The organism is Sphingobium sp. FG125 (assembly GCF_057809795.1).
On the sequence record NZ_JBMDKQ010000020.1, the window covers coordinates 62,171 to 86,151 of the forward strand.

At 63.2% G+C, this 23,981-nt stretch carries 30 protein-coding genes; 18 read left to right on the forward strand and 12 right to left on the reverse strand.

What is annotated here, in order from left to right:
* Positions 1–128 precede the first annotated feature (128 nt).
* The 3 genes from prfB to ACODSR_RS16995 all read left to right on the forward strand — a co-directional run bounded on the left by prfB (position 129) and on the right by ACODSR_RS16995 (position 2,372).
* Positions 129–1,256: a peptide chain release factor 2 gene (gene prfB, locus ACODSR_RS16985; RefSeq protein WP_489077812.1), complete on the forward strand. Its 1,128-nt coding sequence runs from the start codon at positions 129–131 to the stop codon at positions 1,254–1,256.
* Positions 1,256–1,990: a class I SAM-dependent methyltransferase gene (locus ACODSR_RS16990; protein ID WP_489077813.1), complete on the forward strand. Its 735-nt coding sequence runs from the start codon at positions 1,256–1,258 to the stop codon at positions 1,988–1,990. Before prfB ends, ACODSR_RS16990 begins: the two co-directional genes overlap by 1 nt.
* Before the next feature lie 73 nt (positions 1,991–2,063).
* Positions 2,064–2,372, forward strand: a complete 309-nt coding sequence (locus tag ACODSR_RS16995; RefSeq protein ID WP_489077814.1) for a PilZ domain-containing protein — start codon at positions 2,064–2,066, stop codon at positions 2,370–2,372.
* A gap of 191 nt (positions 2,373–2,563) precedes the next feature.
* Here the strand turns inward: ACODSR_RS16995 and ACODSR_RS17000 are convergent, their stop codons facing one another.
* From ACODSR_RS17000 to ACODSR_RS17010, 3 genes are all read right to left on the reverse strand, one after another.
* Positions 2,564–2,719, reverse strand: coding sequence for a hypothetical protein (locus ACODSR_RS17000; RefSeq protein WP_489077815.1), 156 nt, complete (start codon positions 2,717–2,719; stop codon positions 2,564–2,566).
* Between the two features lie 15 nt (positions 2,720–2,734).
* Entirely contained in the window at positions 2,735–3,445 is a 711-nt protein-coding gene (locus ACODSR_RS17005) for a hypothetical protein (RefSeq protein ID WP_489077816.1), read from the reverse strand.
* A 103-nt stretch (positions 3,446–3,548) separates the two neighbouring features.
* A complete protein-coding gene (locus tag ACODSR_RS17010; RefSeq protein WP_489077817.1) occupies positions 3,549–4,772 on the reverse strand; it encodes a toxic anion resistance protein in 1,224 nt (407 codons plus the stop codon).
* A 520-nt stretch (positions 4,773–5,292) separates the two neighbouring features.
* Here ACODSR_RS17010 and ACODSR_RS17015 point away from each other — a divergent pair.
* The 8 genes from ACODSR_RS17015 to ACODSR_RS17050 all read left to right on the forward strand — a co-directional run bounded on the left by ACODSR_RS17015 (position 5,293) and on the right by ACODSR_RS17050 (position 10,801).
* Positions 5,293–6,297 carry a radical SAM/SPASM domain-containing protein gene (locus ACODSR_RS17015; RefSeq protein ID WP_489077837.1) on the forward strand — a complete coding sequence of 335 codons (1,005 nt, stop codon included), beginning with the start codon at positions 5,293–5,295 and terminating at the stop codon, positions 6,295–6,297.
* 18 nt (positions 6,298–6,315) lie between these two features.
* Positions 6,316–6,537: a hypothetical protein gene (locus ACODSR_RS17020; protein ID WP_217675381.1), complete on the forward strand. Its 222-nt coding sequence runs from the start codon at positions 6,316–6,318 to the stop codon at positions 6,535–6,537.
* A gap of 159 nt (positions 6,538–6,696) precedes the next feature.
* Positions 6,697–8,517, forward strand: coding sequence for a translational GTPase TypA (gene typA, locus ACODSR_RS17025; RefSeq protein ID WP_006951577.1), 1,821 nt, complete (start codon positions 6,697–6,699; stop codon positions 8,515–8,517).
* 108 nt (positions 8,518–8,625) lie between these two features.
* A complete protein-coding gene (locus ACODSR_RS17030) occupies positions 8,626–8,793 on the forward strand; it encodes a hypothetical protein (RefSeq protein ID WP_489077818.1) in 168 nt (55 codons plus the stop codon).
* Positions 8,794–8,963: 170 nt separating this feature from the next.
* Positions 8,964–9,455 carry a LuxR C-terminal-related transcriptional regulator gene (locus ACODSR_RS17035; RefSeq protein WP_489077819.1) on the forward strand — a complete coding sequence of 164 codons (492 nt, stop codon included), beginning with the start codon at positions 8,964–8,966 and terminating at the stop codon, positions 9,453–9,455.
* Between the two features lie 64 nt (positions 9,456–9,519).
* Positions 9,520–9,867: a hypothetical protein gene (locus ACODSR_RS17040; protein WP_006955377.1), complete on the forward strand. Its 348-nt coding sequence runs from the start codon at positions 9,520–9,522 to the stop codon at positions 9,865–9,867.
* A gap of 90 nt (positions 9,868–9,957) precedes the next feature.
* The gene (locus tag ACODSR_RS17045; RefSeq protein ID WP_489077820.1) at positions 9,958–10,350 is read left to right on the forward strand and encodes a hypothetical protein; all 393 of its coding nucleotides are present in this window, start codon (positions 9,958–9,960) and stop codon (positions 10,348–10,350) included.
* Complete coding sequence (locus ACODSR_RS17050; protein WP_294132954.1) at positions 10,328–10,801, forward strand: ArsR family transcriptional regulator; 474 nt, start codon at positions 10,328–10,330, stop codon at positions 10,799–10,801. The genes ACODSR_RS17045 and ACODSR_RS17050 overlap by 23 nt, the downstream gene beginning before the upstream one ends.
* Positions 10,802–10,811: 10 nt before the next feature.
* On the opposite strand, the gene ACODSR_RS17055 is transcribed toward ACODSR_RS17050, so the two are convergent.
* Positions 10,812–12,041 carry an MFS transporter gene (locus ACODSR_RS17055; protein ID WP_489077821.1) on the reverse strand — a complete coding sequence of 410 codons (1,230 nt, stop codon included), beginning with the start codon at positions 12,039–12,041 and terminating at the stop codon, positions 10,812–10,814.
* A 198-nt stretch (positions 12,042–12,239) separates the two neighbouring features.
* Between ACODSR_RS17055 and ACODSR_RS17060 the strand changes: the two genes are divergently transcribed.
* Positions 12,240–13,565, forward strand: coding sequence for a NupC/NupG family nucleoside CNT transporter (locus ACODSR_RS17060; protein ID WP_489077822.1), 1,326 nt, complete (start codon positions 12,240–12,242; stop codon positions 13,563–13,565).
* 107 nt (positions 13,566–13,672) lie between these two features.
* Positions 13,673–14,719 carry a DUF1176 domain-containing protein gene (locus tag ACODSR_RS17065; protein WP_489077823.1) on the forward strand — a complete coding sequence of 349 codons (1,047 nt, stop codon included), beginning with the start codon at positions 13,673–13,675 and terminating at the stop codon, positions 14,717–14,719.
* Positions 14,720–14,791: 72 nt separating this feature from the next.
* Here ACODSR_RS17065 and ACODSR_RS17070 read toward each other — a convergent pair whose 3' ends face one another.
* The 4 genes from ACODSR_RS17070 to gluQRS all read right to left on the reverse strand — a co-directional run bounded on the left by ACODSR_RS17070 (position 14,792) and on the right by gluQRS (position 17,538).
* A complete protein-coding gene (locus ACODSR_RS17070; protein ID WP_489077824.1) occupies positions 14,792–15,640 on the reverse strand; it encodes a GGDEF domain-containing protein in 849 nt (282 codons plus the stop codon).
* Positions 15,641–15,766: 126 nt separating this feature from the next.
* A complete protein-coding gene (locus tag ACODSR_RS17075; protein ID WP_489077825.1) occupies positions 15,767–16,336 on the reverse strand; it encodes a cob(I)yrinic acid a,c-diamide adenosyltransferase in 570 nt (189 codons plus the stop codon).
* 5 nt (positions 16,337–16,341) lie between these two features.
* Positions 16,342–16,578, reverse strand: coding sequence for a twin transmembrane helix small protein (locus ACODSR_RS17080; RefSeq protein WP_119744769.1), 237 nt, complete (start codon positions 16,576–16,578; stop codon positions 16,342–16,344).
* Positions 16,579–16,587: 9 nt separating this feature from the next.
* Complete coding sequence (gluQRS, locus tag ACODSR_RS17085; protein ID WP_489077826.1) at positions 16,588–17,538, reverse strand: tRNA glutamyl-Q(34) synthetase GluQRS; 951 nt, start codon at positions 17,536–17,538, stop codon at positions 16,588–16,590.
* Between the two features lie 94 nt (positions 17,539–17,632).
* On the opposite strand from gluQRS, the gene ACODSR_RS17090 reads away from it, so the two are divergent.
* The gene (locus ACODSR_RS17090) at positions 17,633–18,199 is read left to right on the forward strand and encodes an HNH endonuclease (RefSeq protein ID WP_119744765.1); all 567 of its coding nucleotides are present in this window, start codon (positions 17,633–17,635) and stop codon (positions 18,197–18,199) included.
* Positions 18,196–18,459, forward strand: coding sequence for a hypothetical protein (locus ACODSR_RS17095; RefSeq protein WP_489077827.1), 264 nt, complete (start codon positions 18,196–18,198; stop codon positions 18,457–18,459). The genes ACODSR_RS17090 and ACODSR_RS17095 overlap by 4 nt, the downstream gene beginning before the upstream one ends.
* A gap of 3 nt (positions 18,460–18,462) precedes the next feature.
* Here the strand turns inward: ACODSR_RS17095 and ACODSR_RS17100 are convergent, their stop codons facing one another.
* A complete protein-coding gene (locus ACODSR_RS17100; RefSeq protein ID WP_294132924.1) occupies positions 18,463–19,197 on the reverse strand; it encodes a Crp/Fnr family transcriptional regulator in 735 nt (244 codons plus the stop codon).
* Between the two features lie 184 nt (positions 19,198–19,381).
* On the opposite strand from ACODSR_RS17100, the gene murA reads away from it, so the two are divergent.
* Together murA and ACODSR_RS17110 are read left to right on the forward strand one after the other, a co-directional pair.
* Positions 19,382–20,665, forward strand: coding sequence for a UDP-N-acetylglucosamine 1-carboxyvinyltransferase (murA, locus tag ACODSR_RS17105; RefSeq protein WP_489077828.1), 1,284 nt, complete (start codon positions 19,382–19,384; stop codon positions 20,663–20,665).
* On the forward strand, positions 20,658–22,184 hold the full coding sequence (locus tag ACODSR_RS17110; protein ID WP_489077829.1) for a PAS domain-containing protein: 1,527 nt from the start codon (positions 20,658–20,660) through the stop codon (positions 22,182–22,184). The genes murA and ACODSR_RS17110 overlap by 8 nt, the downstream gene beginning before the upstream one ends.
* On the opposite strand, the gene ACODSR_RS17115 is transcribed toward ACODSR_RS17110, so the two are convergent.
* The 3 genes from ACODSR_RS17115 to ACODSR_RS17125 all read right to left on the reverse strand — a co-directional run bounded on the left by ACODSR_RS17115 (position 22,132) and on the right by ACODSR_RS17125 (position 23,512).
* Positions 22,132–22,566 carry a response regulator gene (locus ACODSR_RS17115; protein WP_489077830.1) on the reverse strand — a complete coding sequence of 145 codons (435 nt, stop codon included), beginning with the start codon at positions 22,564–22,566 and terminating at the stop codon, positions 22,132–22,134. The genes ACODSR_RS17110 and ACODSR_RS17115 overlap by 53 nt on opposite strands.
* Before the next feature lie 98 nt (positions 22,567–22,664).
* Complete coding sequence (locus ACODSR_RS17120; protein ID WP_489077831.1) at positions 22,665–22,892, reverse strand: DUF2188 domain-containing protein; 228 nt, start codon at positions 22,890–22,892, stop codon at positions 22,665–22,667.
* 2 nt (positions 22,893–22,894) lie between these two features.
* Entirely contained in the window at positions 22,895–23,512 is a 618-nt protein-coding gene (locus ACODSR_RS17125) for a DNA-3-methyladenine glycosylase family protein (protein ID WP_489077832.1), read from the reverse strand.
* Positions 23,513–23,589: 77 nt separating this feature from the next.
* On the opposite strand from ACODSR_RS17125, the gene ACODSR_RS17130 reads away from it, so the two are divergent.
* A complete protein-coding gene (locus ACODSR_RS17130; RefSeq protein ID WP_489077833.1) occupies positions 23,590–23,907 on the forward strand; it encodes a 2Fe-2S iron-sulfur cluster-binding protein in 318 nt (105 codons plus the stop codon).
* Positions 23,908–23,981 lie beyond the last annotated feature (74 nt).

Sequence of the window (23,981 nt, forward strand, 5' to 3'; positions counted from 1 at the left end):
CTGAGCCCGTCGAAGCCCTGTTCTTCTTGACGAAGCGCTATTTACTCAAGAAAGGACGGCCCTTCGACAAGCTCAGGGCGAACGGCTAGAGAGCGTTCCCTTTCGGGCCGAGTTTTTGGAGACCACCCATGCGCGCCGAAGCGCTGCAATATATTGATCGCATCGACGCTGCGCTGGCTCTGCTGCGCCAGTCGCTCGACTGGGACCGCGCGCTGCGCCGCCTCGACGAGCTGAACGCCCGCGTCGAGGACCCCACACTGTGGGACAATGCGAAACTGGCGCAGGAGGTGATGCGCGAGCGCACGCGGCTGGACAGCGCCATCGGCGCGACGAAGGCCATCGCATCGGAAAAGTCCGACACCGCCGAACTCATCGAAATGGCAGAGGCCGAAGGCGACGAGGAGATGGTGGCCGAAGCCATTGCCGCCCTGAAGGCGCTGGCCGACCGGGCGGACGAGGACAAGATCAAGGCGCTGTTGTCGGGCGAAGCCGATGGCAGCGACACCTATCTGGAAATTCACGCTGGCGCTGGCGGCACGGAGAGTCAGGACTGGGCCGAAATCCTCAGCCGCATGTATCGCCGCTGGGCCGAACGGCGCGGTTACAAGGTGGAGCTGGTCGATTATCAGGCGGGGGATCAGGCGGGCATCAAGTCCGCGACCTTCCTGATCAAGGGCGAAAATGCCTATGGCTATGCCAAGACCGAAAGCGGCGTCCACCGTCTGGTCCGCATCAGCCCTTATGACAGCGCCGCGCGCCGCCATACTAGCTTCTCGTCGGTCTGGGTCTATCCGGTGATCGACGATGATATCGACATAGAGGTCAAGGAATCCGACCTCAAGATCGACACCTATCGCGCATCGGGCGCGGGCGGGCAGCACGTCAACACGACCGATTCGGCGGTCCGCATCACCCACGTCCCGTCTGGCATCATCGTTGCGTCGCAGAATGACCGATCGCAGCACAAGAATCGCGCCACCGCGATGAATATGCTCAAGGCCCGGCTCTACGAAGCGGAACTGGCCAAGCGCGAAGCTGTAACCGCGGGTGAATATGCGGCCAAGACGGAGATTGGCTGGGGCCACCAGATCCGTTCCTATGTGCTGCAACCCTATCAGCTGGTGAAGGATCTGCGCACCGGCGTCACCTCCACCGCGCCCGACGATGTGCTGGACGGCGCGCTCGATCCGTTCATGGCGGCTGCGCTCAGCCAGAAGGTGACGGGCGAGAGCGTCGATGTCGAGGATGTCGACTGATGATCGTGCGGGTGGCTCTGGCGGGTATGCTTGTCCTGCTGGCCGCCTGCGACCGCCTGTCGCCGGGGCACGGGACCGACCGTTCGCCCGCCGCTGCCCCCTTTCCGTTGGCTGACCGCCCGGTCGCTCCCATCGTATCGACCCGCTGGTCGAGCGAAGAGGCGCGCGACCGGGTGCATGAGGCGGAGGATATCATGGACCGCGCGGGCATCCGCCCCGGCATGACAGTGGCGGACATCGGCGCGGGAGAGGGCTATTATACCGTCCGCCTCGCCACCCGCGTCGGCAAAAGCGGGCGAGTATTGGCCGAAGATATCATGCCTGAAGTGATCGAGGCGCTGTCCCGCCGCATCACCCGCGAAAAACTGGACAATGTCAGCGTCAAGCTGGGTGCGCCGGAAGATCCGCGCCTGCCGGTCAACAGTTTCGACCGGATATTGATGGTCCATATGTATCATGAGATTGCCGAGCCTTACGCCTTCCTCTGGCATCTCAGCCCCGCACTCAAAAAAGATGGCGAGCTGATCGTCGTCGATGCCAACCGTCCGACGGAGCAGCATGGCACGCCGCCGCGCCTGCTGGCCTGCGAACTGGCGGCCATTGGCTTCCGGCTGGAAGAGGTTATTCCCAAGCCGACCGCAGGCGGCTATTTCGCCCGTTTCCGCCGCATCGCCGCGCGCCCCGACCCTGCCAGCATCGTCCCTTGCGCCTATCACAGCGAAAATCAGGGTTAATGCGGTCCTGATCCTTTCTGGTGATTGGCTGTTGTTCGCTCCTGCAATATGAAGATGCCAGGGAGGTTCCTTCATGACCGACCATGCTTCACTTGCGCCGTCAGGGCCTAAACCGCGCATCGCCGCGCGGCACAAGATGTTCGAGCCGGTGGTGCTGCGCCTGCGTGGTACGCCGCTGCGCGCGCATATATTGGACCTGTCGACAACGGGGGCGCTGGCCCATTGCGATCACCCCCCGCAAGCAGGCGATCGCGTCAGGATAGAGGCGGAAGGGATTGTCGCCATGGCCCATGTCGTGTGGGTCCGGGCCAAACGCTTTGGCCTGCATTTCGACATAGCCCTGTCCGACGCCATAGTGCTGCAGGTCGTGCGCGGCGCTTAGGGTCAAAATCGACTAACTTCGCGCGCTTCCTGGTCCTCCCCTGCAAGGGGAGGGGGACCGCACCCGAAGGGTGTGGTGGAGGGGTGTCGCCCTATCGATGGCTCGACACCCCTCCGTCTGGCCTTCGGCCAGCCACCTCCCCCGCTGGGGGAGGATGCTTCGTTGACGTGTAGTCTTGATCGGTTTTGGCCCTAACCCTTGCGCCGCCAGCGCCGGAACAGTGATACGCCCAGCACCCCGCCGCCGATCACCGCCGCGATAGCCCCGCCCGCAGACGCCAGCGCCCATGCGCCCGCGGCCAGTAGCCCGGTCAGAAAATCGACGATGATGAGGGTGAGGTGGATCATCCGGGAAGGACGGGGCTATTGCCCCAATTCCTTCGCCTCCTGATATTTCAGCTCCAAAAAGCGGTTCTGCGTCGCCAGCTTGTCCAGATCGCCACTGGCCAGATTCTCGCTCATCCGCCCGATTTCCGCGTCGATCACGGCCAGCCCCTCGACCAGCTGCTTTTCCGGCACCCGGCCATTGCGTTCCTCGCGCCGCAACGGCTGCGGGATCGACTGATAGCCTGTCACCAGTTCGGGCAGATGGTCGGCCAGCAGCTTGCGCACCTCCAGCGCGGCAGGGTCCTGCGGTCCCAGCCGCTCCAGCTGCGGCGCCAATATCTCCAGCTTGACGCCGATACTGTCCACCAGCGTCACCGCCGGGGCAGGCAGCGCCTTGCGCTGATTTTCCAGCCAGATTTCGGTCTGGAGCGGCAGGGCGGTAAGCGGCGTTTCCGCCAGCGCCTCGGTCCGTACACGGGTCTGCGTCGGCAACAGCGCGATCAGCAGCAGCGCGGCAATGATGACGCCGAGCGCGATCATGATGCCGGTCGTCCCCAGCGGCATGACAAAGCCCGCAACCGCGCTGCCCAATATCACCGCCAGCACCGCCCAGAAGGCATATTTGACCTTGCGGATCAGCCCCGCATTACGCCGCTGCCGCGCTCGCGCGGTCAGGCTCTGCCCGCGCTCGCTATGACGCCGCAGCACCGCTTCGGCATCGGCCAGTATGCGATCCGAACGGCTCATATTACCCGCCTCCGTTCGCTTCGAGCGTGTCGAGAAGCGGCTGGCGCGGTGCCTGCGTTTCTCGACTTCGCTCGAAACGAACGGATGTTGTTAATGAACATCCTCACCCCTCGATCGCGCTCAACAAGGGATTGTCCGCCCGCGCTTCCTTCGACGCCTGCGCCTGCCCTTCGGCCCGCGCAATATAGCCCTTGGACTTCTCCACCTCGTGCGACAGCGTCGTCACCGTGGTTTTCATATTCTCCAGCGCCTTGAGCTTGAAGCTGTCGATATTGTCCATCGTGTCGTAGATATTCTGGAAGGCGCGCTGCAACGTCTCGATCGGGATCGTGCTGGACGCGGCCTGTTCGTGAATCTGCGCGGTCTGGCTTTTCAGCAATTCGCCGGTCGAATCGATCATGTTCGCGGTCGTGGTGTTGAGCGCGGTGATCTGCTCCAGCACCAGCCTTTGCCCGACCAGGGCCTGCGCCACCGTCACCGCCGTGCGCAGCGCCGCGACCGTGGTGGTGGAGGCGCGGTCCACGCCCTTGACCAGTTCGACATTATTCTTCTTCACCAGATCGAGCGCGAGATAGCCCTGCACCGTCACTGCCATCTGGGTCAGCAAATCCTGCGTACGCTGGCGGATGTAGAACAGCGCGCTCTCGCGGATCGCCTTCGCCTTGGTCGGGTCGGTCGAATCCAGCTCCAGCGCCTTGGCTTCCAGCCGCGCGTCCATCGTTTTGCTGATATGGATCATCTGTTCGAGGCGACCCATCGTCGCCCACATATTCTGCCGCTCGACATCGATCGCGGCATTATCCTTGATCAGCGTATCCTTGCCGCTGGCCAGCGATCCCAGGATCGAATTGATATGGCTCTGCGCGCTTTTATAGCCGTCGAAATAGTCGCGCATCTTGTTGCCGAACGGGATGATCCCGAACAGTTTTTTGCGGCTGGTCAGGCTGCCGCGCTTGCCAGGGTCCAGATCCTCGACCGTGCGCCGCAGTTCGGCCAGGTCCGCGCCAACCTTGCTGTCGCTGTCCATCGCCCGGACGGGCCGGTCGAGAAAGCGGTTGGAGTGGCCCGCTGCCTCGGCAATTTCCTTGCGCCCCATATTGGTCAGCTGATCGACCCGCGCGCCGAATGCCGGCGAATTGGCGTCCTGCGCCACCAGATCGTCGATGAAGGCGTCGACCTTCTCGTCCAGCTTGGACTTTTTGCCCTCGTCGATCGGCACCAACCCGGCGGCCCTCTCGACGCTCACGACCGGCACCGGGTCGGGCGGGGTCAGGCTGAACGGATCGCCGGAGGATGTTGCGGTCGTGGTGGGCGCGGTGCTGGCCATGCTATCTCCTTGCGGCTGTTATATGCGACTATAACACTGCATCTTCAATGCGGAACAGGCCCGAAATATGGCGCGGCCCTGCGCCCGATGCAAATGGATCGGGACATCGGGACGGAAAAGCCCGGCCAGCGCTCGATCACGCTTGTTTGGCGCCTCGTGGCTCACGGCGATGGCTGGACGTATTCGCCGCAGGAAAAATCGCGCACAGCTATCATCGGTTAACGCGCTGATTTGGCACCATCTTGACGATCAAAACGTCAACATGACTGACAATATTCGTTCAGTTAATTATGGTTAATGGAAATACAGTTATCATTAAAATTGATGGCACAGAATCATACTGCTAATATTCGAGTCGCCGACATACTGGCGGTGGTCGCTCCATAAAAAATCCAAAATCGTCATAACAGAATGATCTTCGCGTATATTCGTCGGGGAGGATAGGATTTTGTCAGAATATGAAGATTTGAGGGAATGGTCCGCCATTCTTGAGAAGGATGTTCTTGTCCTCAACACAACGATGACATGCCCTTTGTCATGCGATTTCTGTTGTTATGGCTGTCATCCCGGTCGTAGTGAACGGATGCCGATCGACCAGGCGTTAAGCCTGATCGACCAGGCCGCGGCCATTGAGCATTTTTCCTCGGTCGGCTTCACCGGCGGCGAACCCATGGTGCATCGCGACGATTTTCTGGCGATGATCGACCGTTGCGCGCTGCACGGCTTGCCCTTCACGGCGGCGAGTTCGGGTTATTGGGGCGAAAGCGGGGAGGAAGCACGCGAGTTGGCGGCGCGCATGGCGGCGTGCGGCCTGCGCCGGATGAACATCAGTTGCGACCCGTCTCACGCCGAATTCGTCACGCCGGACGCGGTGACGCGGGCCGCCCATGCCTGTGCGGCGCACGACATTCCGGTTTACATCGTCGGCACCTTTGACACGCCCGGTGGAACGTTGCGCGAATTCGTACCGGAATTGGTCGATGTCCCCAACGTCCATCTGATCGACAAGATCGTGGCCAAAACCGGCCGGGCAACCAAATGGGATGTCGATTATGCCGCGCTGACGGGTCCGAAGGTCAAAACCTGCTACCGGCGCGTCCATCATGACATTGTCATATTCTGGGATGGCAAAACCTATCCCTGCTGCTCGACCTTCAACCGGGCGACGCCGGGCCTTGTCATGGGCAATGCATTTACCGAGCCATTGGCGCTGATCCGCGCGCGAATCGAGGCGTCGCTTTTGCTGCGCGTGATCAAGCGGGAGGGATTTCCGCAATTTTACGACATCATCGAACGGCTCGATCCGGCGCTCCATGCCGACATGCCGAAATTCGAGGATTATCCCGGTGCGTGCAGCACATGCCATGCGGTGCTTCGCAAACCGCACATCGCCGCCCGCGTGCAGGCCGTGTTCGAAACCTACCGCACGCAGGAAATCATCAAAACAATGGACCGGGTCGAAGGGGTTTTGGGGAAGGAACGCGCTGCAGCCTTCTTCGGAAACATGCTCGAACACTGCAGCTGAACAGAGAGGAATATGGATATGGGTACGGCAAGAGCTACTCTGACGACCAAGTTGCAAGCCAGTCCTGCTGCGCGCGTGCGCTTCATGAACAGCTTTCTGGGCTTGCTCAAGGACCAGGGCGTCGACATTGACGATGCCGCTGCGATCAAGGATCTGGGCCTGCATCTTGATCTGACGGACGGCAAGGCATGGTTCGACGGCAGCGTTGCGTCGACGAACATCATCACCATCAATCATTGATCCGGCGCGGGAGCGGGACGGCCGCCCGCTCCCCGCATCACTTCCCCCAACGCCAAACCCCCAAGCCTTGCCGCGGCGCATCAATTCCTGTAGGGGCGCGCCCGAAGCCTCTGTGTGACCTCGTGTCGGCCAGGGGAGCCCATATCCCAAAGGCAAGACATGTCCCTGCGTAATATCGCGATCATCGCGCACGTCGATCACGGCAAAACCACCCTCGTCGATCAGCTTTTCCGCCAGTCCGGCACCTTCCGCGACAATCAGCGCGTCGAAGAGCGCGCGATGGACAGCAACGATCTCGAAAAAGAACGTGGTATCACCATCCTGGCCAAGCCCACCTCGGTCGAGTGGGAAGGCACCCGCATCAACATCGTCGACACGCCCGGTCACGCCGACTTTGGTGGCGAAGTCGAACGCATCCTCTCGATGGTCGACGGCGTCGTCCTGCTGGTCGATTCGTCGGAAGGCGCGATGCCGCAGACCAAGTTCGTGACCGGCAAGGCGCTGGCACTGGGCCTGCGTCCGATCGTCGTTGTCAACAAGGTTGATCGCCCCGACGAGCGTATCCAGGAAGTGCTGGACGAAGTGTTCGACCTGTTCGTGTCGCTCGATGCGACCGACGAACAGCTCGACTTCCCCGTCCTCTATGCGTCGGGCCGCAATGGCTATGCCAATGAAGATCCCACGCTGCGGTCGGGCACGTTGAAGCCGCTGTTTCAGAAGATCGTCGATCATGTCCCCGCGCCCGCCGTGGAAGTCGATGGCGTGCCCTTCACTTTCCTCGTGACGCTGCTCGACCGTGACAATTTCCTGGGCCGCATCCTGACTGGCCGCGTGACCAGCGGTTCGGTGAAGGTGAACCAGGCGATCCACGCGCTCGACATGGATGGCAAGGTGATCGAAACCGGCCGCGCGTCCAAGATCATGGCCTTCCACGGTCTCGATCGCGTGCCTGTCGACGAAGCCAAGGCTGGCGACATCATCTCGCTGGCTGGTCTGGCGGTCGCGACCGTCGCCAACACCATCTGCGACACGTCGGTCACCGTGCCGATCCAGGCCCAGCCGATCGATCCGCCAACGCTGTCGATGCGTTTTGCCGTCAACGACTCGCCGATGGCGGGCCGCGAAGGCACCAAGGTGACGAGCCGCATGATCCGCGATCGCCTGGCCCGCGAAGCCGAATCGAACGTCGCCGTCAAGGTGACCGAGAGCGCCGACAAGGACAGTTTCGAAGTCGCCGGTCGCGGGGAACTTCAGCTCGGCGTCCTGATCGAAACCATGCGCCGCGAAGGCTTTGAACTGTCGATCAGCCGCCCGCGCGTGCTGTTTGGCGAAGATGAGGATGGCGGCAAGACCGAGCCTTATGAAACCGTCATGATCGACGTCGATGATGAATTTTCCGGCACGGTTGTCGAGAAGATGAACCTGCGCAAGGCGGAAATGACCGACATGCGCCCGTCGGGCGGCGGCAAGACCCGCATCACCTTCTCCGCGCCCTCGCGCGGCCTGATCGGCTATCATGGCGAATTCCTGTCCGACACGCGCGGCACCGGCATCATGAACCGCCTGTTCGAGAAATATGGCCCCCACAAGGGCAAGATCGAAGGCCGCAAGAATGGCGTCCTGATCTCCAACGGCGCGGGCGAAGCCAATGCCTATGCGCTGGGTCCGCTCGAAGAACGCGGCATCCTGATGGTGGGCGTTGGCGAAGCGCTCTATGAAGGCATGATCATCGGCGAAAATGCCAAGCCCGACGACCTCGAAGTCAACCCGATGAAGTCCAAGGCGCTGACCAACTTCCGCGCCAGCGGCAAGGACGACGCCGTTCGCCTGACCCCGCCGTGGAAGCTGACGCTGGAACAGGCTATCGCCTATATCGATGACGATGAACTGGTCGAAGTCACGCCCAAGACGATTCGCCTGCGCAAGCGCTACCTCGACCCGAACGAGCGCAAGCGCATGAGCCGCTCGAAAGCGGCCTGATCATTCCTCCCCAGGCTTGCCTGGGGAGGGGGACCGCCGACGCAGTCGGTGGTGGAGGGGCAGGGGCGTCACAACGCTCCCGCCCTTTTCTTTTTCTAAGGATGCCCGATGGCCGACCTCTATCTCAAAGCTCTGACTTCCGAGCGTCGCGCGCTATGGGCCGAATGTCGGCTCAAGGGTCTGGCCAAGGACACGGTCCAGCGCCAGCGTATTGTCGAGATCGATTCGCTCCTGGCCGCGCACAAGGCGAAGCAGGACGGCAAGCCGACCGCCTGACCATAGCGTCGGCTACCTACGTAACTCCGTTGCATATCAACACCCTGTCATGTCACTTTAGGATGTAACGCAAACCGAATCGCAACCTTGGGGATGTGATATGCTTGGCGGTGGCCTTTTTTACCGCTGGTTCGTTCATCGGTAGACGTGCGCGCAGGAGGATTGATGGAGTGGCAGAAGCGCTGCCAGCCTTGAGCGAGGGGGAAAAGCAGTGCCTGCGGCTGGTGTCGCAGGGCTTCAATTCCAAGGAAATCGCGCGGCAGCTCCACGTCTCGGAGCATACGGTGGATCAGCGCGTCCGCACCAGTTTGCGCAAGTTCGGCGTGCCGTCGCGCAAGGAGGCCGCGCGCCTGTTCGTTTCGTTCGATCAACCACAGGCCCAAAGTGGCACATATCAGCCTTTGATACATCAAACGCAGCGGCTTGCCTCCGATGCCTGTCCTGCGTCATCCATCGCTCAGCCGGACAGGCCGGATGAGCAGATGGAACGCAAAACGCTCCTGCGCCGCATCCTCGCCTTCGGCCCGCCGCTAGGGGGATCGATCAATGAACTGAGTATCGATGGCCGCATATTGGCGATGATCCGCGCCGCCGTTCTGACCGGCGTTGGTGTCGTCACTCTGCTGCTGCTCATTGCCGGGGCCTTCAAGGCGCTGGCCTGATCCTTCCTACATTGCCACGCTGACAACGCACCGCCTGCATGGCGTCGTGCGAAGGAGATGACTTGTGCTTAATCTTGATCCCGCAAAGACCCAGGCCGTCGCCGATCAGACCAAGCAGGCTTTTGCCGCGCTGGACGTCGCGCTCGTCGACACCGCGCAGCTGACCACCGCCTTTCTCGCCGCTGCTCAGGATTCCGGCCTCACCGCCGCTGAAAGCCAGCGCATCATCCTGCGCATCCATGAAAGCGCGACCAAGATTATCGAGGGGCGCAGCGACATGATCCGCGCGACAGCGTTGCTGACCCGCTGTATCGAACAAAGCCAGCATGCCGTCACAGCTTTTGGATGCCCGTTGGGGATGGACGCGCCCGTGCAGGACGATGTGCAGCGCCACCTGACCCTGGTCGCCTGACCAGGTGGAGCCGTCGGCATTGGGTAAACGTTTGATTTCTCCCCCCTCTCAACCGGTGATCAAATGCTGGCGGCTTCTTTTTGGCTTCTGATGCTTTTAACCTGCGCTTTCGCGCTGGCGTTTGGCGGGCGGGACGGGCGACGCTTCGTCGTCATCTCGGTGACGGCGGTGCTGTTCACCATTCCCGCCCAACTCGCCGGATCGTGGCAGGCGACGCAATATTGGCTGATGACGGTCGATTTGTGCACCTTTGCCGCGATGCTGTGGCTGATGCTGCAAAGCCACCGTTACTGGCCGGTCTGGGTCTCCGCCTGCCAGCTGATGACGGTGCTGTCCCATGTGGCGACGCTGCTGCTCCAGAGTTTTTCCGACCGCATCTACGAAGGGCTGAACACGGTCTGGATCATCCCCCTGATGATCTTCACCATCATTGGCATCGAACTTGATCGAAAGTCGCTCCATGACCGCGCATATCCCGCCTGAGAGCATTGTCCCCAGCCAGGAGGCAGCCGACCTCATCGTCGCGCTGCAACGCTGCCTCAGCAATGTGCACGCGCGGCAGGAGGATGCGGCGGTTCTGGATGGCGATGGCGGGGGCCAGCTCGCCACGCTCGCACGTTATATCGAAGCGCGGCGGGCGCGTGCCACCTTGCTCGGCCAAAATCTGTTCAGCGATCCTGCCTGGGACATGCTGCTCCTCCTCTATCAGGCGGGGCTGGAGGGACGGGCGCTGACGCTGGAACAACTGAGCGAAAAATCGCGCCTGTCGATGAGCGTCATCGTCGGCCAGGTCGGTGTGCTGGAGCGGCGCGGCCTGCTGGACGAACATCAAACCTCACCCAACAGCCGCCGCCGCCGCGCGATCTGCCTCTCGCCTCTGGCGGTCGATGCCATGTCCTCCTGGTTCTCGCTCGCTTTTGTGGCAGACGCCTGAGACTTGCTGGTCAGCGCCGCGCGAACGCCGGGCGGGGCAGGCTGGCCAGCGTCACACTGCTCCCGGCCATCAGCGCGATGGTCAGCCACAGAAATGGACCATAGCCCCCCGTCGCATCGAACAGTGCCGACGCGCCGAGCGGCCCCGTCGCGGTGCCGACCGACAAGGCCATCAACAGCCCGCCATAAAGCCCGCCAAATGTCTTGAGGCCGAAATGCTGGGTGGTCAGATACACGATCACATCCACCTCTGCCCCCAGCGTCAGCCCGACCATCGCGGCGGCGGCTGCCTGCGCCATCCAGCTATCCCCGCCCGTCAGCAGCAACAGGCATCCGATTGCGGGCAGCAGGAACACGGTCGCCCCCACCATCGACGCGCGAAACCGGTCGAGCAGCAGCCCGGTCGCCAGCCGCCCGATGACGGAAAACAGCCCGACCAGCGCCGCCACCCCCGCCGCTGCCATCCGGTCTGCGCCCCGGTCGGTCAGGATCGGCACGAAATGCACGACTAGCGCGATGATCGTGAAGGTGAAGAGCAGGCTGGCCAGCAGCAGCCGGTGATAGATGGAAGACCGCAACCCTTCGCCCAATGTCACCCCGGTCAGCACCGGTCGGGCTTCCACCGCCGCCTTGCCGCGCCGGTCATGCGCGCCGCGAAAGAAGAGGAAGATCATCGGGAAGGCGATCGCCACCCAGATCGCCGCCTGGATCGGCGCGGCTGTTTGCCAGCCATGGCGCGCGATCAGCCAGCTGCCCAGCAGCGGGAACAGCGCGGCGGCCAGCGATGCGCCGCACAAGGTCACGGCAAAGGCCAGCCCGCGCGACGCGGCAAAGCGGGTCGCGACCGCGCTGGTCCACACCGTCGCCTGCACCGGCAGCGTCGCCAGCGCCAGCAGGCTCCACAGCATCAACCATTGCGTCTTGTCGCCGCTCGCCGTCCCCAGCATCGCAAAGGCGCCACAGGTCAGCAGCACGCCGACCAGTCCGAACAGCCGTGGCCCCAGCCGGTCGACCATCAGCCCGATCGGCACCGAAAACAGCGCCTGCACCAAAGTCGCCAGCGTCAGCCCTATGGTGGTCTGCGTTCGCGACCAGCCGAACGACTGGCTGATCGGCTCGATATAGGGACCAAGGCCGTAAATATGGATGACGCTGGTGGCATAGCCCAGCCCCGCCGCGATCGGCAGCACCGGCGACCGCCGCCACTCCGCCCCGGCCGTCAAAGCCCCCGCCTGCGTCATCCCGCTCTCCTCGCCCGATTCTGTCTTACCCCCAGCCTAGCGCGTCCGACCAGAAAAGCGAGAGCATCTCATTTATATCGTAGGAATGACCGGGCATGTCACGCATCCCTAAACTCAGACTCGCCATGCCCGCGCTCCGCTCATATAGTCGCGCACAACATCCTTCCCGCGCCACCATTCTCCCCGCGAAAGCCTTTCATGCATCTTCTCATCGGTCTTGCGGGCATCTTGCTCATTCTTGCCATCGCCATTGCCCTTTCGTCCGACCGCCGCGCCATCCGGTTGCGGGTCGTGGGCGCGGCGTTTCTGTTGCAGGCGGGCATTGCCCTGCTGGTCCTCTATGTCCCCGCCGGACGCGCGGTCATCGCGGGCATGTCAAAGGGCGTGTCCAACCTTTTGGGCTATGCGCAGGCGGGCACCAATTTCATCTTCGGCCCATTGGCCAGCCCGGAAATCGGCGGGGCCAGCTTTGCCATCGCCGCGCTGCCGGTCATCATCTTCTTCGCCAGCCTGGTGTCGATCCTCTATTATCTGGGCGTCATGCAGTTCATCGTCCGCTGGGTCGGCGGCGCGATCGAGGCGGTGACGGGCGTGTCGAAGGTGGAAAGCCTGTGCGCTGCTGCCAACATCTTCGTGGGGCAAAGCGAAAGCCCGCTCGTCATCCGCCCCTATCTGGCCGGTCTCACCCCGCCGCAGCTGTTCACCGTGATGACCAGCGGCATGGCCGGGGTCGCAGGCACCATCCTTGCCGCCTATGCCTCGATGGGGATCAAGATCGACTATCTCCTCGCCGCCAGCTTCATGGCCGCGCCCGGCGGGCTGCTGATGGCCAAGATCATGATGCCCGACACGCGCCTGCCGGCGCAGGGCGAATTGCCGCTGGGGGATGATCCCGCTATTCACCTGCCCGAAGCGCGGATCAGCGGCGCGGGGCCAGCCGCGCTGCTGCCCGAAGGCACGCCGGGTGAACCCATGCCGGTCGCCAGCCATGACGAGGAAAAGCCCGCCAACCTGATCATGGCCGCAGCCCAGGGCGCACAGACCGGCGTGAAACTCGCGGTCGCGGTCGGCGCGATGGTGCTGGCCTTCGTCGCGCTGGTCGCGCTGGCAAACGGCATATTGGGCGGCATTGGCGGCGTGTTCGGTTATCCCACGCTCAGCTTCCAGCAACTGCTGGGCTATGTCTTTTCGCCGGTCATGTATCTGCTCAACATCCCATGGGAAGAAGCGCAGGTCGCAGGCGGCCTGTTCGGCACCAAGGTCGTGCTCAATGAATTTGTCGCCTATATCAATCTGGGGCAGGTGCAGGGCAGCCTGTCCCCCGCCAGCGTCGCCATCGTCACCTTCGCGCTGTGCGGTTTCGCCAATTTCAGCTCGATCGCGATCCAGATGGCGGTGACCGGCAACCTGGCCCCCAACCAGCGCCCGATGATCGCCAAGCTCGGCCTGAAAGCGCTGGTCGCCGGCAGCCTTGCCAACCTCATGAGCGCCGCTCTGGCCGGCCTGATGCTCAGCCTGCGCTGACACGCCCCGTGTTCCCGCGCAGGCGGGAACCCAGTCCCGCCTGAATTCAACACGATTACGTAACGAGACTCTATCCCTCCCTCCGCAAATATATTATGGTTAACCCCATGGGGGCAAACAGACTTTTCGCGGCCGCGCTGGCGGTAGCGCTGGGATCGGCATCGGCCATGGCGCAGGCGCCAAAGCCGGGGGCGCTGGAAACCTATAAGGACTGGACCATCGGCTGCGACAATCGCAACCGCTGCGAAGCCGTCGCGCTGCTGCCCGAAGGCGGCGATCTGCCTGACATCCCGCTGATGATCGGTATCGCCCGCGCCGCCGGACCCGATGCCCAGGCCGAAGTGTGGATCAGCCGCGAGGGCAAGGGGCAGGCCGACATCACCCTGTCCGTCGATGGCCGCAAGATCGCCAGCGCCATCGCCCGTGACGGCGAAGCCACGATCCGGGGACCGCAGGCCTCCGCCCTCGCCATCGCCATGGCGCGCGGCTCTACCATGGAGGTGCGCGCGGGCGCGAAACCGCTTGGCCGCCCCTCGCTCGCCGGGGCAGGCGCGGCGTTGCGCTATATGGACGCGCGGCAGGGCCGGGCAGGCACCACGACCGCGTTGGTCGCGACCGGCCCACTTGGTCCAAGGGCGGTAAAGCCCGCCCCCGCCGCGCCCGCCATCCGCCGCGCGCTGGTCCCCGCCGGTGCAGCGCCCGCCGCCCTGTGGCGCGAGGAACTGACCGCGCTGGGCACATATACCGGCTGCGCGGACGAGATGCGCAGCGACCAGACGCCCGACCTGCAACGTCTGTCCAAGACGGAAACGCTCATCCTGGTCCCTTGCGGTTCGGGGGCCTATAATTTCTCGTCCGTGCCGGTCATCGCCACCGGCGTGCCGGGCCGCCGCGCCTTCCGTTTCGCCGCCTTCGACTTCAAGCCCGGCTGGAGCGAGGAAGCGGGCCACCCGATGCTCGTCAATGTCGGCTGGACCCCGGAAAAATCCCGGCTCGACAGTTTCGCCAAGGGGCGGGGCCTGGGCGATTGCGGCGGCAGCGAAGCCTATGTCTGGGACGGCCAGCGCTTCCGATTGATCGAGGCCACCAGCATGGGCGAATGTCGCGGCGCCTGGCACTGGATCACCACCTGGACCGCCCGCGTCGTGGAGTAATATCCAGACGTTTTATCTCCCCTCCCCGGCGGGGAGGGGCTTTATGGGTAACGACCTTAAAGCTTTGCTGTCTCACACCATCTGCACCGCCGCCGCAGCCCGACAGATCCGGTCCCGCCCCGACTGCTTGGCCTCATAGAGCGCCGTGTCTGCCGCAGCGATCGCGCCATCCACCGCGTCCCCGGTCCAGCGGCACACCCCGGCGGAAAAGCTGATCGGGCGGTCGTGAATCCGGCCGATCGGTTCCTGCCGCATCTGGCTGGCGATCCGCGCCAGCGACCAGCAGGCTTCGTCCTCCGCCGCGCCATGGAAGAAGATCACAAATTCCTCGCCACCCCAGCGCGCGACCTTGTCGACGCGGCGCAACTGCGCGGACAGGCGATCGGCAAAGGCGGCCAGCACCCGGTCGCCCTCATCATGGCCCAGTTGATCGTTCACCTGCTTGAAATGGTCGATGTCGATGATGGCGACACAACCCCGGCGTTGGTCCTTGGACAGGACATCGATCTGCGCCAGAAAGCCGCGCCGGTTGGCAATGCCGGTCAGCGGGTCCTCCTGCGCCGCGACCTGCAGGTCATCGATCTGCGCGCGCGCCGTGCTGGCGGTACGATGCACCCCGGCATAGAGCGTCTGGATCACATCGCCCATTTCGGGCAGCGCGGTCTCCGCCTTGCTGTTCAGCGTCTCTGCCAGCGCCTGAATGGGATTAAGCAGCGCGCCGATGCCGATGAGCGCAATCGCTGTGCCGAAAACCGTCATCAGCGTCAGCAGGACAAATTCGGTCAGCGCGATCCGCCCGGTCGCCAGCCCCCAACTGCTATAGCCCAGCAGCGGCAAATGGGTGGCAATGAAGCAGAGCGTGAAAAGGCGCAGGCGCAGCGAGCGCGGGAAGATGAAGGACGTTGCGAGATAGAAATGCATGGACAGCCCCGTAATTGCGAATGGGCCGCAAAGTCGGGGGGTGAGCTAAATGGATTCCAAAGAAACAGGGTTAATTTTGCTAAGCGGGACGAGCCGTGCCTTAGCTGAGTCAGGACGCAGGCGCGATCAGCGCGACGCGCCCGGCACCCATTTGACATCGCCCGCGCCATTATCATTCACCCGCCGCGCCAGCACGAACAGCAGGTCGGACAGGCGGTTGAGATAGGCGAGAGCCTGCGGGTTAAGCGCAACCTCGACCGCCGCAGCGGTCGCGCTACGTTCCGCCCGCCGCGTAATCGCACGGGCCAGATGGATGGCGGCAGCGGCAGGCGATCCACCGGGCAGGATGAAGCTGTCGAGCGGGGCCAGATCGGCGTTCATCGCGTCGATCTGATCCTCCAGCCGCTTCACCTGGGTTGCGATGATCCGCAGCGCCCATGGCTCGTCAGCCCCATCGGGGATCGGCGTCGCCAGATCAGCGCCCAGATCGAACAGATCATTCTGGATCGTCGTCAGCCATCCCGCTTCGGGTGCATCGCCCATCGCGATAATCGCCAGGCCAACCGCGCTGTTCGCCTCATCGACATCGCCCACCGCCTGCATCCGCGGCGCGTGTTTGGGCAGGCGCGATCCATCGACAAGACCGGTAGTCCCCGCGTCCCCGGTGCGGGTGTAAATCTTGTTCAGTTTGACCATGGGGGTTAGCTATTACCCTTGGCCAGCAGCATGATGGCAACGATGATGATCGCACCGGCCTGGAACAGCACGCGGTTCAGCATCATCTTGTTCTGCTTGAGCCGCGATGGGCCGGGACCGCTGCCTTCAGGCGCGTTCAATTCTTCCTTGGTGACCTGAAGGAAGCTGATGATGCCGCGGATCAGCGCAAACAAGGTTGCAGCCATGGCAAGGGCGAGGGCGATGACAAGGACGGTATTCATAAGATGGTTCTAGGCGCTTGCCAGCCCGATGCCAACCGGAAAGCGCCTGTCCCTTAGGTCAGCGACCAGGCTCGCCGGGTCCATGCCCTGCGCCCGCAAATCCGCCAGCGCAATCGCCCCGCTCCGCTTCGCCAGCCGCTTGCCATTCGCGTCCACCAGCAACGGATGATGGATATAGACAGGGGACGGGAGATCAAGCAAGGCCTGCAACAGCCGATGCACATCGGTTGCGCCCAGCAGATCGTCGCCGCGCAGCACATGGCTCACCCCCATCGCCGCATCGTCCAGCGTGCAGGACAGATGATAACTCGCCGGCGCATCCTTGCGCGCCAGCACGACGTCGCCATGGGCGAGGGGGTAGGCAGTGTGTGAAATCACACCTGTTTCGTCATCCCCGCGAAAGCGGGGACCCATGTTCCACCCTTGCACCTTGGTCAGAGATTGGAAGAAGAGCGCCCGCCATTCCACCACCCCAACCCGCGGCACCGCCTGCCCCATATCGATCCGCCACGCATGAGCCTCCCCCGCGTCCATCCGCCGCGCCCGCTCGACCGCGCCCATCCCCCGGCACGTCCCCGGATACACCGCCCCCTCTGGCCCATGCGGCGCGCTGGCGCTCGCGGCGATATCCGCCCGCGTGCAGAAACAGGGGTAGAGCAGCCCCATGCCCCGCAACCGTTCCAGCGCTGCGTCATATTGGTCCAGCCGTTGCGACTGAAACATGACCTCGCCGTCCCAGCCTATCCCCAACCAGGCCAAATCCTCGATGATCCCCGCAACATGCTCCGCCCGGCTGCGGGTGCCGTCAATATCCTCGATCCGCAGCCGAAACGCGCCGCCCGCCGCCCGCGCCATGTCATGCGCCAGCAGCGCCGACCAGGCGTGGCCGACATGCAGCCGCCCGGTGGGACTGGGGGCAAAGCGGGTCACCATATGCTGTGGTGCGATAGATGGTGTCATACAGGCTCTTGACGGGCGATATTGGTTGATGCTGTCATGCGGATGTCATGTTGCTGATGGATCAGCAGCGTCGGCAAGGGGGTAGAGGCTTTCTATGTACCATCCCGACCTTATACGGCACCCGGAGAATTGTCCGGCACTGGTTTTGAACGCTGATTACACGCCGCTCAGCTATTATCCGCTGAGCCTGTGGCCGTGGCAGACCGCGATCAAGGCGGTCTTTCTCGACCGGGTCGACATCATCGCCTCCTATGCGCGGCAGGTGCATAGCCCCAGCCTGGACATGAAAATCCCCTCGGTCATCGCGCTCAAACATTATGTGAAGCCGTCCGAACATCCCGCCTTCACCCGTTTCAACCTGTTCCTGCGCGACAAATTCAGCTGCCAATATTGCGGCAGCACCAGCGACCTGACCTTCGACCATGTCGTCCCGCGCCGTGCCGGTGGTCGCACCACATGGGAAAATGTCGCGACCGCCTGTTCGCCCTGCAACCTCAAAAAGGGCGGGCGCACCCCAAAGCAAGCGGGGATGCAGCTCCACGTCCAGCCGATCCGCCCGACCAGCTGGCATTTGCAGGAACATGGCCGCGCCTTTCCGCCCGGCTATCTGCACGAAAGCTGGCACGACTGGCTCTATTGGGATGTCGAGTTGCTGGCGTGAGGCTGGCGCTGGCGCTGCTGCTTCTGACGCCCGCACCTCTTGCTGCGCAGGAGGATCATTCGGGCCTCACCCGCGCCAAATATGTCCGCAACTGCCTGATGTGCCACAGCGCCGCCGCGCCGGAGGGGGTGTCACCCGCCATCCTGACCGGCCTCTATCCCAAACCCGGCCTCCATCCCGCCGCCGCCATGCCCGGCCTCACCTGCTGGCGTCGTTGCACCCGCTGTTTCGCGCCGGAACCTGTCAGCGCGCGCAAATAGCCCTCAGCCGACCGGCAACCAGTCCAGATCCATGTCCTTGTGCCGGTTGGTATAATGGCCGATTTCCTCCAGCCGCGCCATCTGGTGCAGCGTAATCCGCCCGTTGGAGCGGCTGATCAGCCCCTCTTGCTCCATCTGGCGGATCATGCGGTTCACATGCACCGATGTCAGGCCGATCGAATCGCCAATCTCCTCCTGCGTCAGCTTCAGGTCGAAACTGTCGATGACGCCGTCGTCGGTCACCCGCAGCCGGTCGAACATATCGAGCAGGAAGGACGCCACCCGCGCCTTGGCCGATGTGCGGCCCAGCGATGCCAGCCGGTCGGTCATCGCCACCCGCTCCGCATTGGACAGCAGGAACAGCAAAGCGGCGACGCGCGGATATTCCTCCAGCAAGCGGCGCAGCGCGTGCTTGTCGAACGGACACACCACCACGTCGGTCAGCGCGACCAGCGATTCGGGCGCCTTGCTGTAAATGGTGCTGGCCGAACCGATAAAGTCGCCGGGGAAGTAGACGCGCAGGATCTGGCGGCTGCCATCGGGCAGGATGACAAAGCTCATCACCCGGCCTTCGCGCAGCACGAACAATTCGGTCACGGTATCATTGACCCGCTGGATCATCGCGCCACGCTTTACCTTGCGCGGATTTTCTTCCAGCCGAGCAAGGGCCGACTTTTCCGCGTCGGACAGCGGCACATGCTTGGCCAGCCTTTCTGCGAAACAACTTGTTGCCACCAATAAACCTCTTAAAAATTCTCGTTACGATGGCAAAACGCCCCACGCGCCTTTTGGCTGCATTTTGGTTGGCCGCACTAAACTCGATCAAGATCACAGCATTTGTTTCGGCTGTTACAATCCGGCGCGACAAATCGCCCGCCGCCCGCCTTGCACGGCGCGCGTTTGCCGCTATTAACCCTGACCAATGGACCGCATCATCATCCGCGGCGGCAAAGCGCTCAATGGCCGCCTTCCCATCTCCGGCGCGAAAAATGCAGCGTTGACGCTGCTGCCCTGCGCCTTGCTGACTGACGAGCCGGTGACGCTGCGCAACCTGCCGCGCCTCGCCGACGTCGACAGTTTCGGTCATCTGCTCAACCAGTTGGGCGTATCGACCATGATCGAGGGGGCAAGGCCGGAGGATTTCGGCCGCGTCATGACGATGCGGGCAGGGCGCGTCACCTCGACCGAAGCCCCCTATGACATTGTGCGCAAGATGCGCGCCTCGATCCTGGTGCTTGGTCCCTTGCTGGCCCGTGCGGGCGAAGCGCGGGTGTCGCTGCCGGGCGGCTGCGCCATCGGCAACCGCCCGATCGACCTGCATTTGAAGGCGCTCGAAGCCTTTGGCGCGATCATCGAGATTGCCGCAGGCTATGTCCGTGCCAGCCTGCCCGATGGCGGCTTGCCCGGCGGCATCTACACCTTCCCGGTGGTCTCGGTCGGCGCGACCGAAAATGCGCTGATGGCCGCGGTGCTGGCCAAAGGCACCTGCATCCTGGAAAATGCCGCGCGCGAACCCGAAATCGTCGACCTGTGCCGCCTGTTGCAGGCGATGGGCGCGGACATTGAAGGCGTCGGCACCGACAAGCTCGTCATCACCGGTCGCGAACGGCTCCATGGCGCGACCTATCGCGTCATGCCCGATCGGATCGAGGCGGGCAGCTATGCCTGCGCCGCGGCGATCACCGGCGGGTCGCTTGACCTGATCGGCGCCAATGGCGAAGATATGCACGCGATCATTGCCGCGCTGCGCGACGCAGGGGTTCAGGTGGACGTCCACAAGGATGGCATCTGTGTCTCCTCCGACGGCAAATTGAAGCCGCTGACCCTCTCGACTGCCCCTTTCCCGGCCTTCCCGACCGACATGCAGGCGCAATTCATGGCGATGCTGACCATGGCCGACGGCGCATCGGTCCTCACTGAAACCATCTTTGAAAATCGCTACATGCATGTGCCTGAACTGGCGCGGATGGGCGCGGACATCGCCGTCAACGGCCGCACCGCTGTCGTGCGCGGCGTGGACAAGCTGGTCGGCGCGCCGGTGATGGCGACCGACCTGCGCGCCTCGATGAGCCTCATCCTGGCGGGCCTGGCTGCCGAGGGCGAAACCCAGGTCAATCGCGTCTATCATCTCGATCGCGGCTATGAACGGCTGGAAGAAAAACTCTCCGCCGTCGGTGCCGATATCGAGCGTGTCAGTGATGGCTAACGGCATCGGCCTGGAAACGGATCGCACGGCGCTGCTGGCGCTCTATGATCTGGATGCCGGTGGCTTCCGTAATCTGGACGAGATTACGGCTTTCGCCTCCACTCTGTGCGATGCGCCGATCGCCCTTGTCAGCATTGTGGAAGAAGCGCGTCAGCGCTTCCTCGCCCGCACTGGCCTTGACGCTGAAGAAACCCCGCGTGACGTGTCCTTCTGCGCGCTGGCGATGCTGGGGGACGATATTTTCGTCGTGCCCGATGCGGGCAATGATCCGCGCTTTGCCGACAATAGCTTGGTCACCGGCCCGCCGCATATCCGTTTCTACGCCGGCGCACCGCTGGTCGATAGCGCGGGCGTGCCACTGGGCGCACTGTGCGTCATTGATACGCAGCCGCGCGCCGATCTGACCCCGATGCAGCGGCAGGGGCTGACCCTGCTGGCCCGCCAGGTGATGGTCGAACTGGAGGGGCGCCGTCGCGACCGCGACGTGATCGCCCGGCAAAACCAGGACGCCGCCGCCATTGCCGACAGCGACCGCATGTTCCGCACGCTGGCCGATACCATGCCGCAAATGGTCTGGTCGACGCTGCCCGACGGCTATCATGATTATTATAACGCGCGCTGGTATGAATATACTGGCGTCCCGGAGGGATCGACTCATGGCGAGGGATGGAACGATATGTTTCATCCCGACGATCAGGAGCGCGCCTGGGGCCGCTGGCGCAACTCGCTGGAAACCGGCGAACCTTATGATATCGAATATCGCCTGCGCCACCATAGCGGCGATTATCGCTGGACGCTGGGCCGCGCCCTGCCGATCCGCGACGGCGCGGGTAACATTCTCCGCTGGATCGGCACCTGCACCGAAATCCACGAACAGAAATTAATGATGGAAGAGCGCGAGATGATCGCGCATGAACTGTCCCACCGGATCAAGAATATCTTTTCGGTGATCGCAGGCCTCATCGGCCTGTCGGCGCGCCAGCACCCCGAAATCAGCGATGTCGCCGACGATCTGCGCGACCGCATCCTGGCGCTGGGCCGCGCCCATGATTTCGTGCGGCCCCACAGCGCGGAATCCGCGCCGCAGGTCGGCCACGGGCAGGGGCTGCTCTGGGGCATATTGGAACAGATTTTCGCGCCCTATAAAGCGGATGATGGCTCCCGCATCGCCTTGTCGGGCGACAATGTCGCGATCGACGATCGTTCGGCGACCCCGCTGGCTTTACTGTTCCACGAACTGGCGACCAATGCCGCCAAATATGGCGCATTATCGACGCCGGAGGGCAGGATTGCCCTGCACATTGTCCGCGAAGGCAAGGATGTCCGCATCGACTGGCGCGAACAGGGCGGACCCGTCGTTCAGGCGGCGCAATCGGATGGCTTTGGCAGCCGCCTCATCACGCTGAGCGTCGAGCGCCAACTGGGCGGACGCATCGTGCGCGACTGGTCCGCCGACGGGCTGAAACTCAGCCTCTGGATTCCAGCCCGCTCGATGAGCCGGTCGGCAGGAACGGAATAAAGCCCGCAATATCGGCAGCGTGCAATTCGGGTTCTTCTTCGGCGGCCAGTTGTAGGGCGGCGGCAATGCTCTGCGCGCGAAACGGCTTTGTAATCACGCCCAGCGCGGCGACCGACGCGGCACCGATCTGTGAAGGGTTGGCGGTGACATAGATGACGCGGATGCCATAGCGGCTGGCCAGCTCCATGCCGATCGTCGGCCCCGTCGGCCCATCGCGCAGGTTCAGATCGACCAGCGCAATGTCGCAGGATTCGGCGCAGGCCAGCGCAGCCTCGCGGTCAGCGGCAATCGCGCTGACGTCGAATCCTGTCTCCTCGACAATCTGTTCAATTTCCAAAGCGACGAAAATCTCGTCCTCGACTATCAATACTTTCTTGCTCATCCTTGGGGCCTGTATGATTCAGGACAAGAAATGCCCCGCTGCCCGCACGGTTCCCGTGACGGCATAAGAATCCTTGGTCGATAGACCAAAATACAGGGTCAATCCTGCACGCTGGTCCACACAGTCTCGAAATTGGTGGCGTCCTTCATCAACAGGACGGACGCGGGATAGCCGCCTTCGCTGGCCTTGCGCGCTGTGTCCGTCGCGCTCCCGATCGCTGCCGCCTGGGTATCGAAGGGGCCATAATAGCTGTTGTTCAAATTGATCTTCCACACGCCCTCATGGGCCAGGACGATGTAGCGGGCGTGGGGGAGTGTAGCGGACATGGTTACAGAACCTCTGTGTTATAATGGTGCCACGCCATGATGGCCACGGCTCCGCGATGCGGACGCCAGGCTTCGGCGAGTTGGCGGGTCATTTTTTCGCTCGGTCGTTCGGGCAGGCCCAATATCCGGCCAACCTCGATCTGCACGGCCAGATCGCCCGCCGGCCAGATGTCGGGCCGCCCTTCGGCGAACAGCAGGTAGATCTCCGCCGACCAGCGGCCAATCCCCTTGATCTGGATGAGCTGCGCAATCGCTGCCTCATCTTCGGCGGGCAGGGCGTTCAGGTCCAACGCGCCGCTTAGAACCATCTCCGCCAGGCTGCGGGCATAGCCCTGTTTCTGGCGCGACAGGCCGCAGGCGCGCAGCGCGTCATAGTCGCGGCTCAGCAGCGCGTCGGGTGCGCAGCCGACGCCCAACTCTGTCTCCAGCTTGCGCCACACCGCCGCGGCCGCCGCGACGCTGACTTGCTGACCCACGATCGTGCGCAGCAGAGTCTCATAGCCCGGCTCCCGCAGGCGCGGCTCAGGATAGCCGACACGGCCCAGCGCCGCGCCAAATCCCGGCTCGATTGCGGCGATGGCGTCCAGGCTGTTGCGTAATGCGTCTGCGGTCGTGACCATAAGTGTTTCCGTCCGCCCCTTGATTTCCCGGCGTCTGTCCGTCAGAGCGGCGAGGATAATTCTAGGGGACTGGATAGATGCCGAAACTGATCGTGGTCAACCGTGCGGGCGAAGAACAGGCTGTCGATGGCGACAATGGCCTGTCGGTGATGGAAGTCATCCGCGACAGCGGCTTTGACGAGCTGCTCGCCTTGTGCGGCGGTTGCAGCTCCTGCGCCACCTGCCATGTCTATGTCGACCCGGCCTTCGCCGATTCGCTCCCGGCGATGACCGAGGATGAAAATGACCTGCTCGACAGCTCCGACCATCGCAACGACACCAGCCGCCTGTCTTGCCAGCTCGTGCTGAACGATACGCTGGACGGCCTGCGCGTCACCATCGCGCCGGAAGACTGATGCTGTTTTGATTTAGACCGCACCGGCCCGCACCCCCACCCGGCCTCCCATTCAGGATATACTGTGGGAGGCCG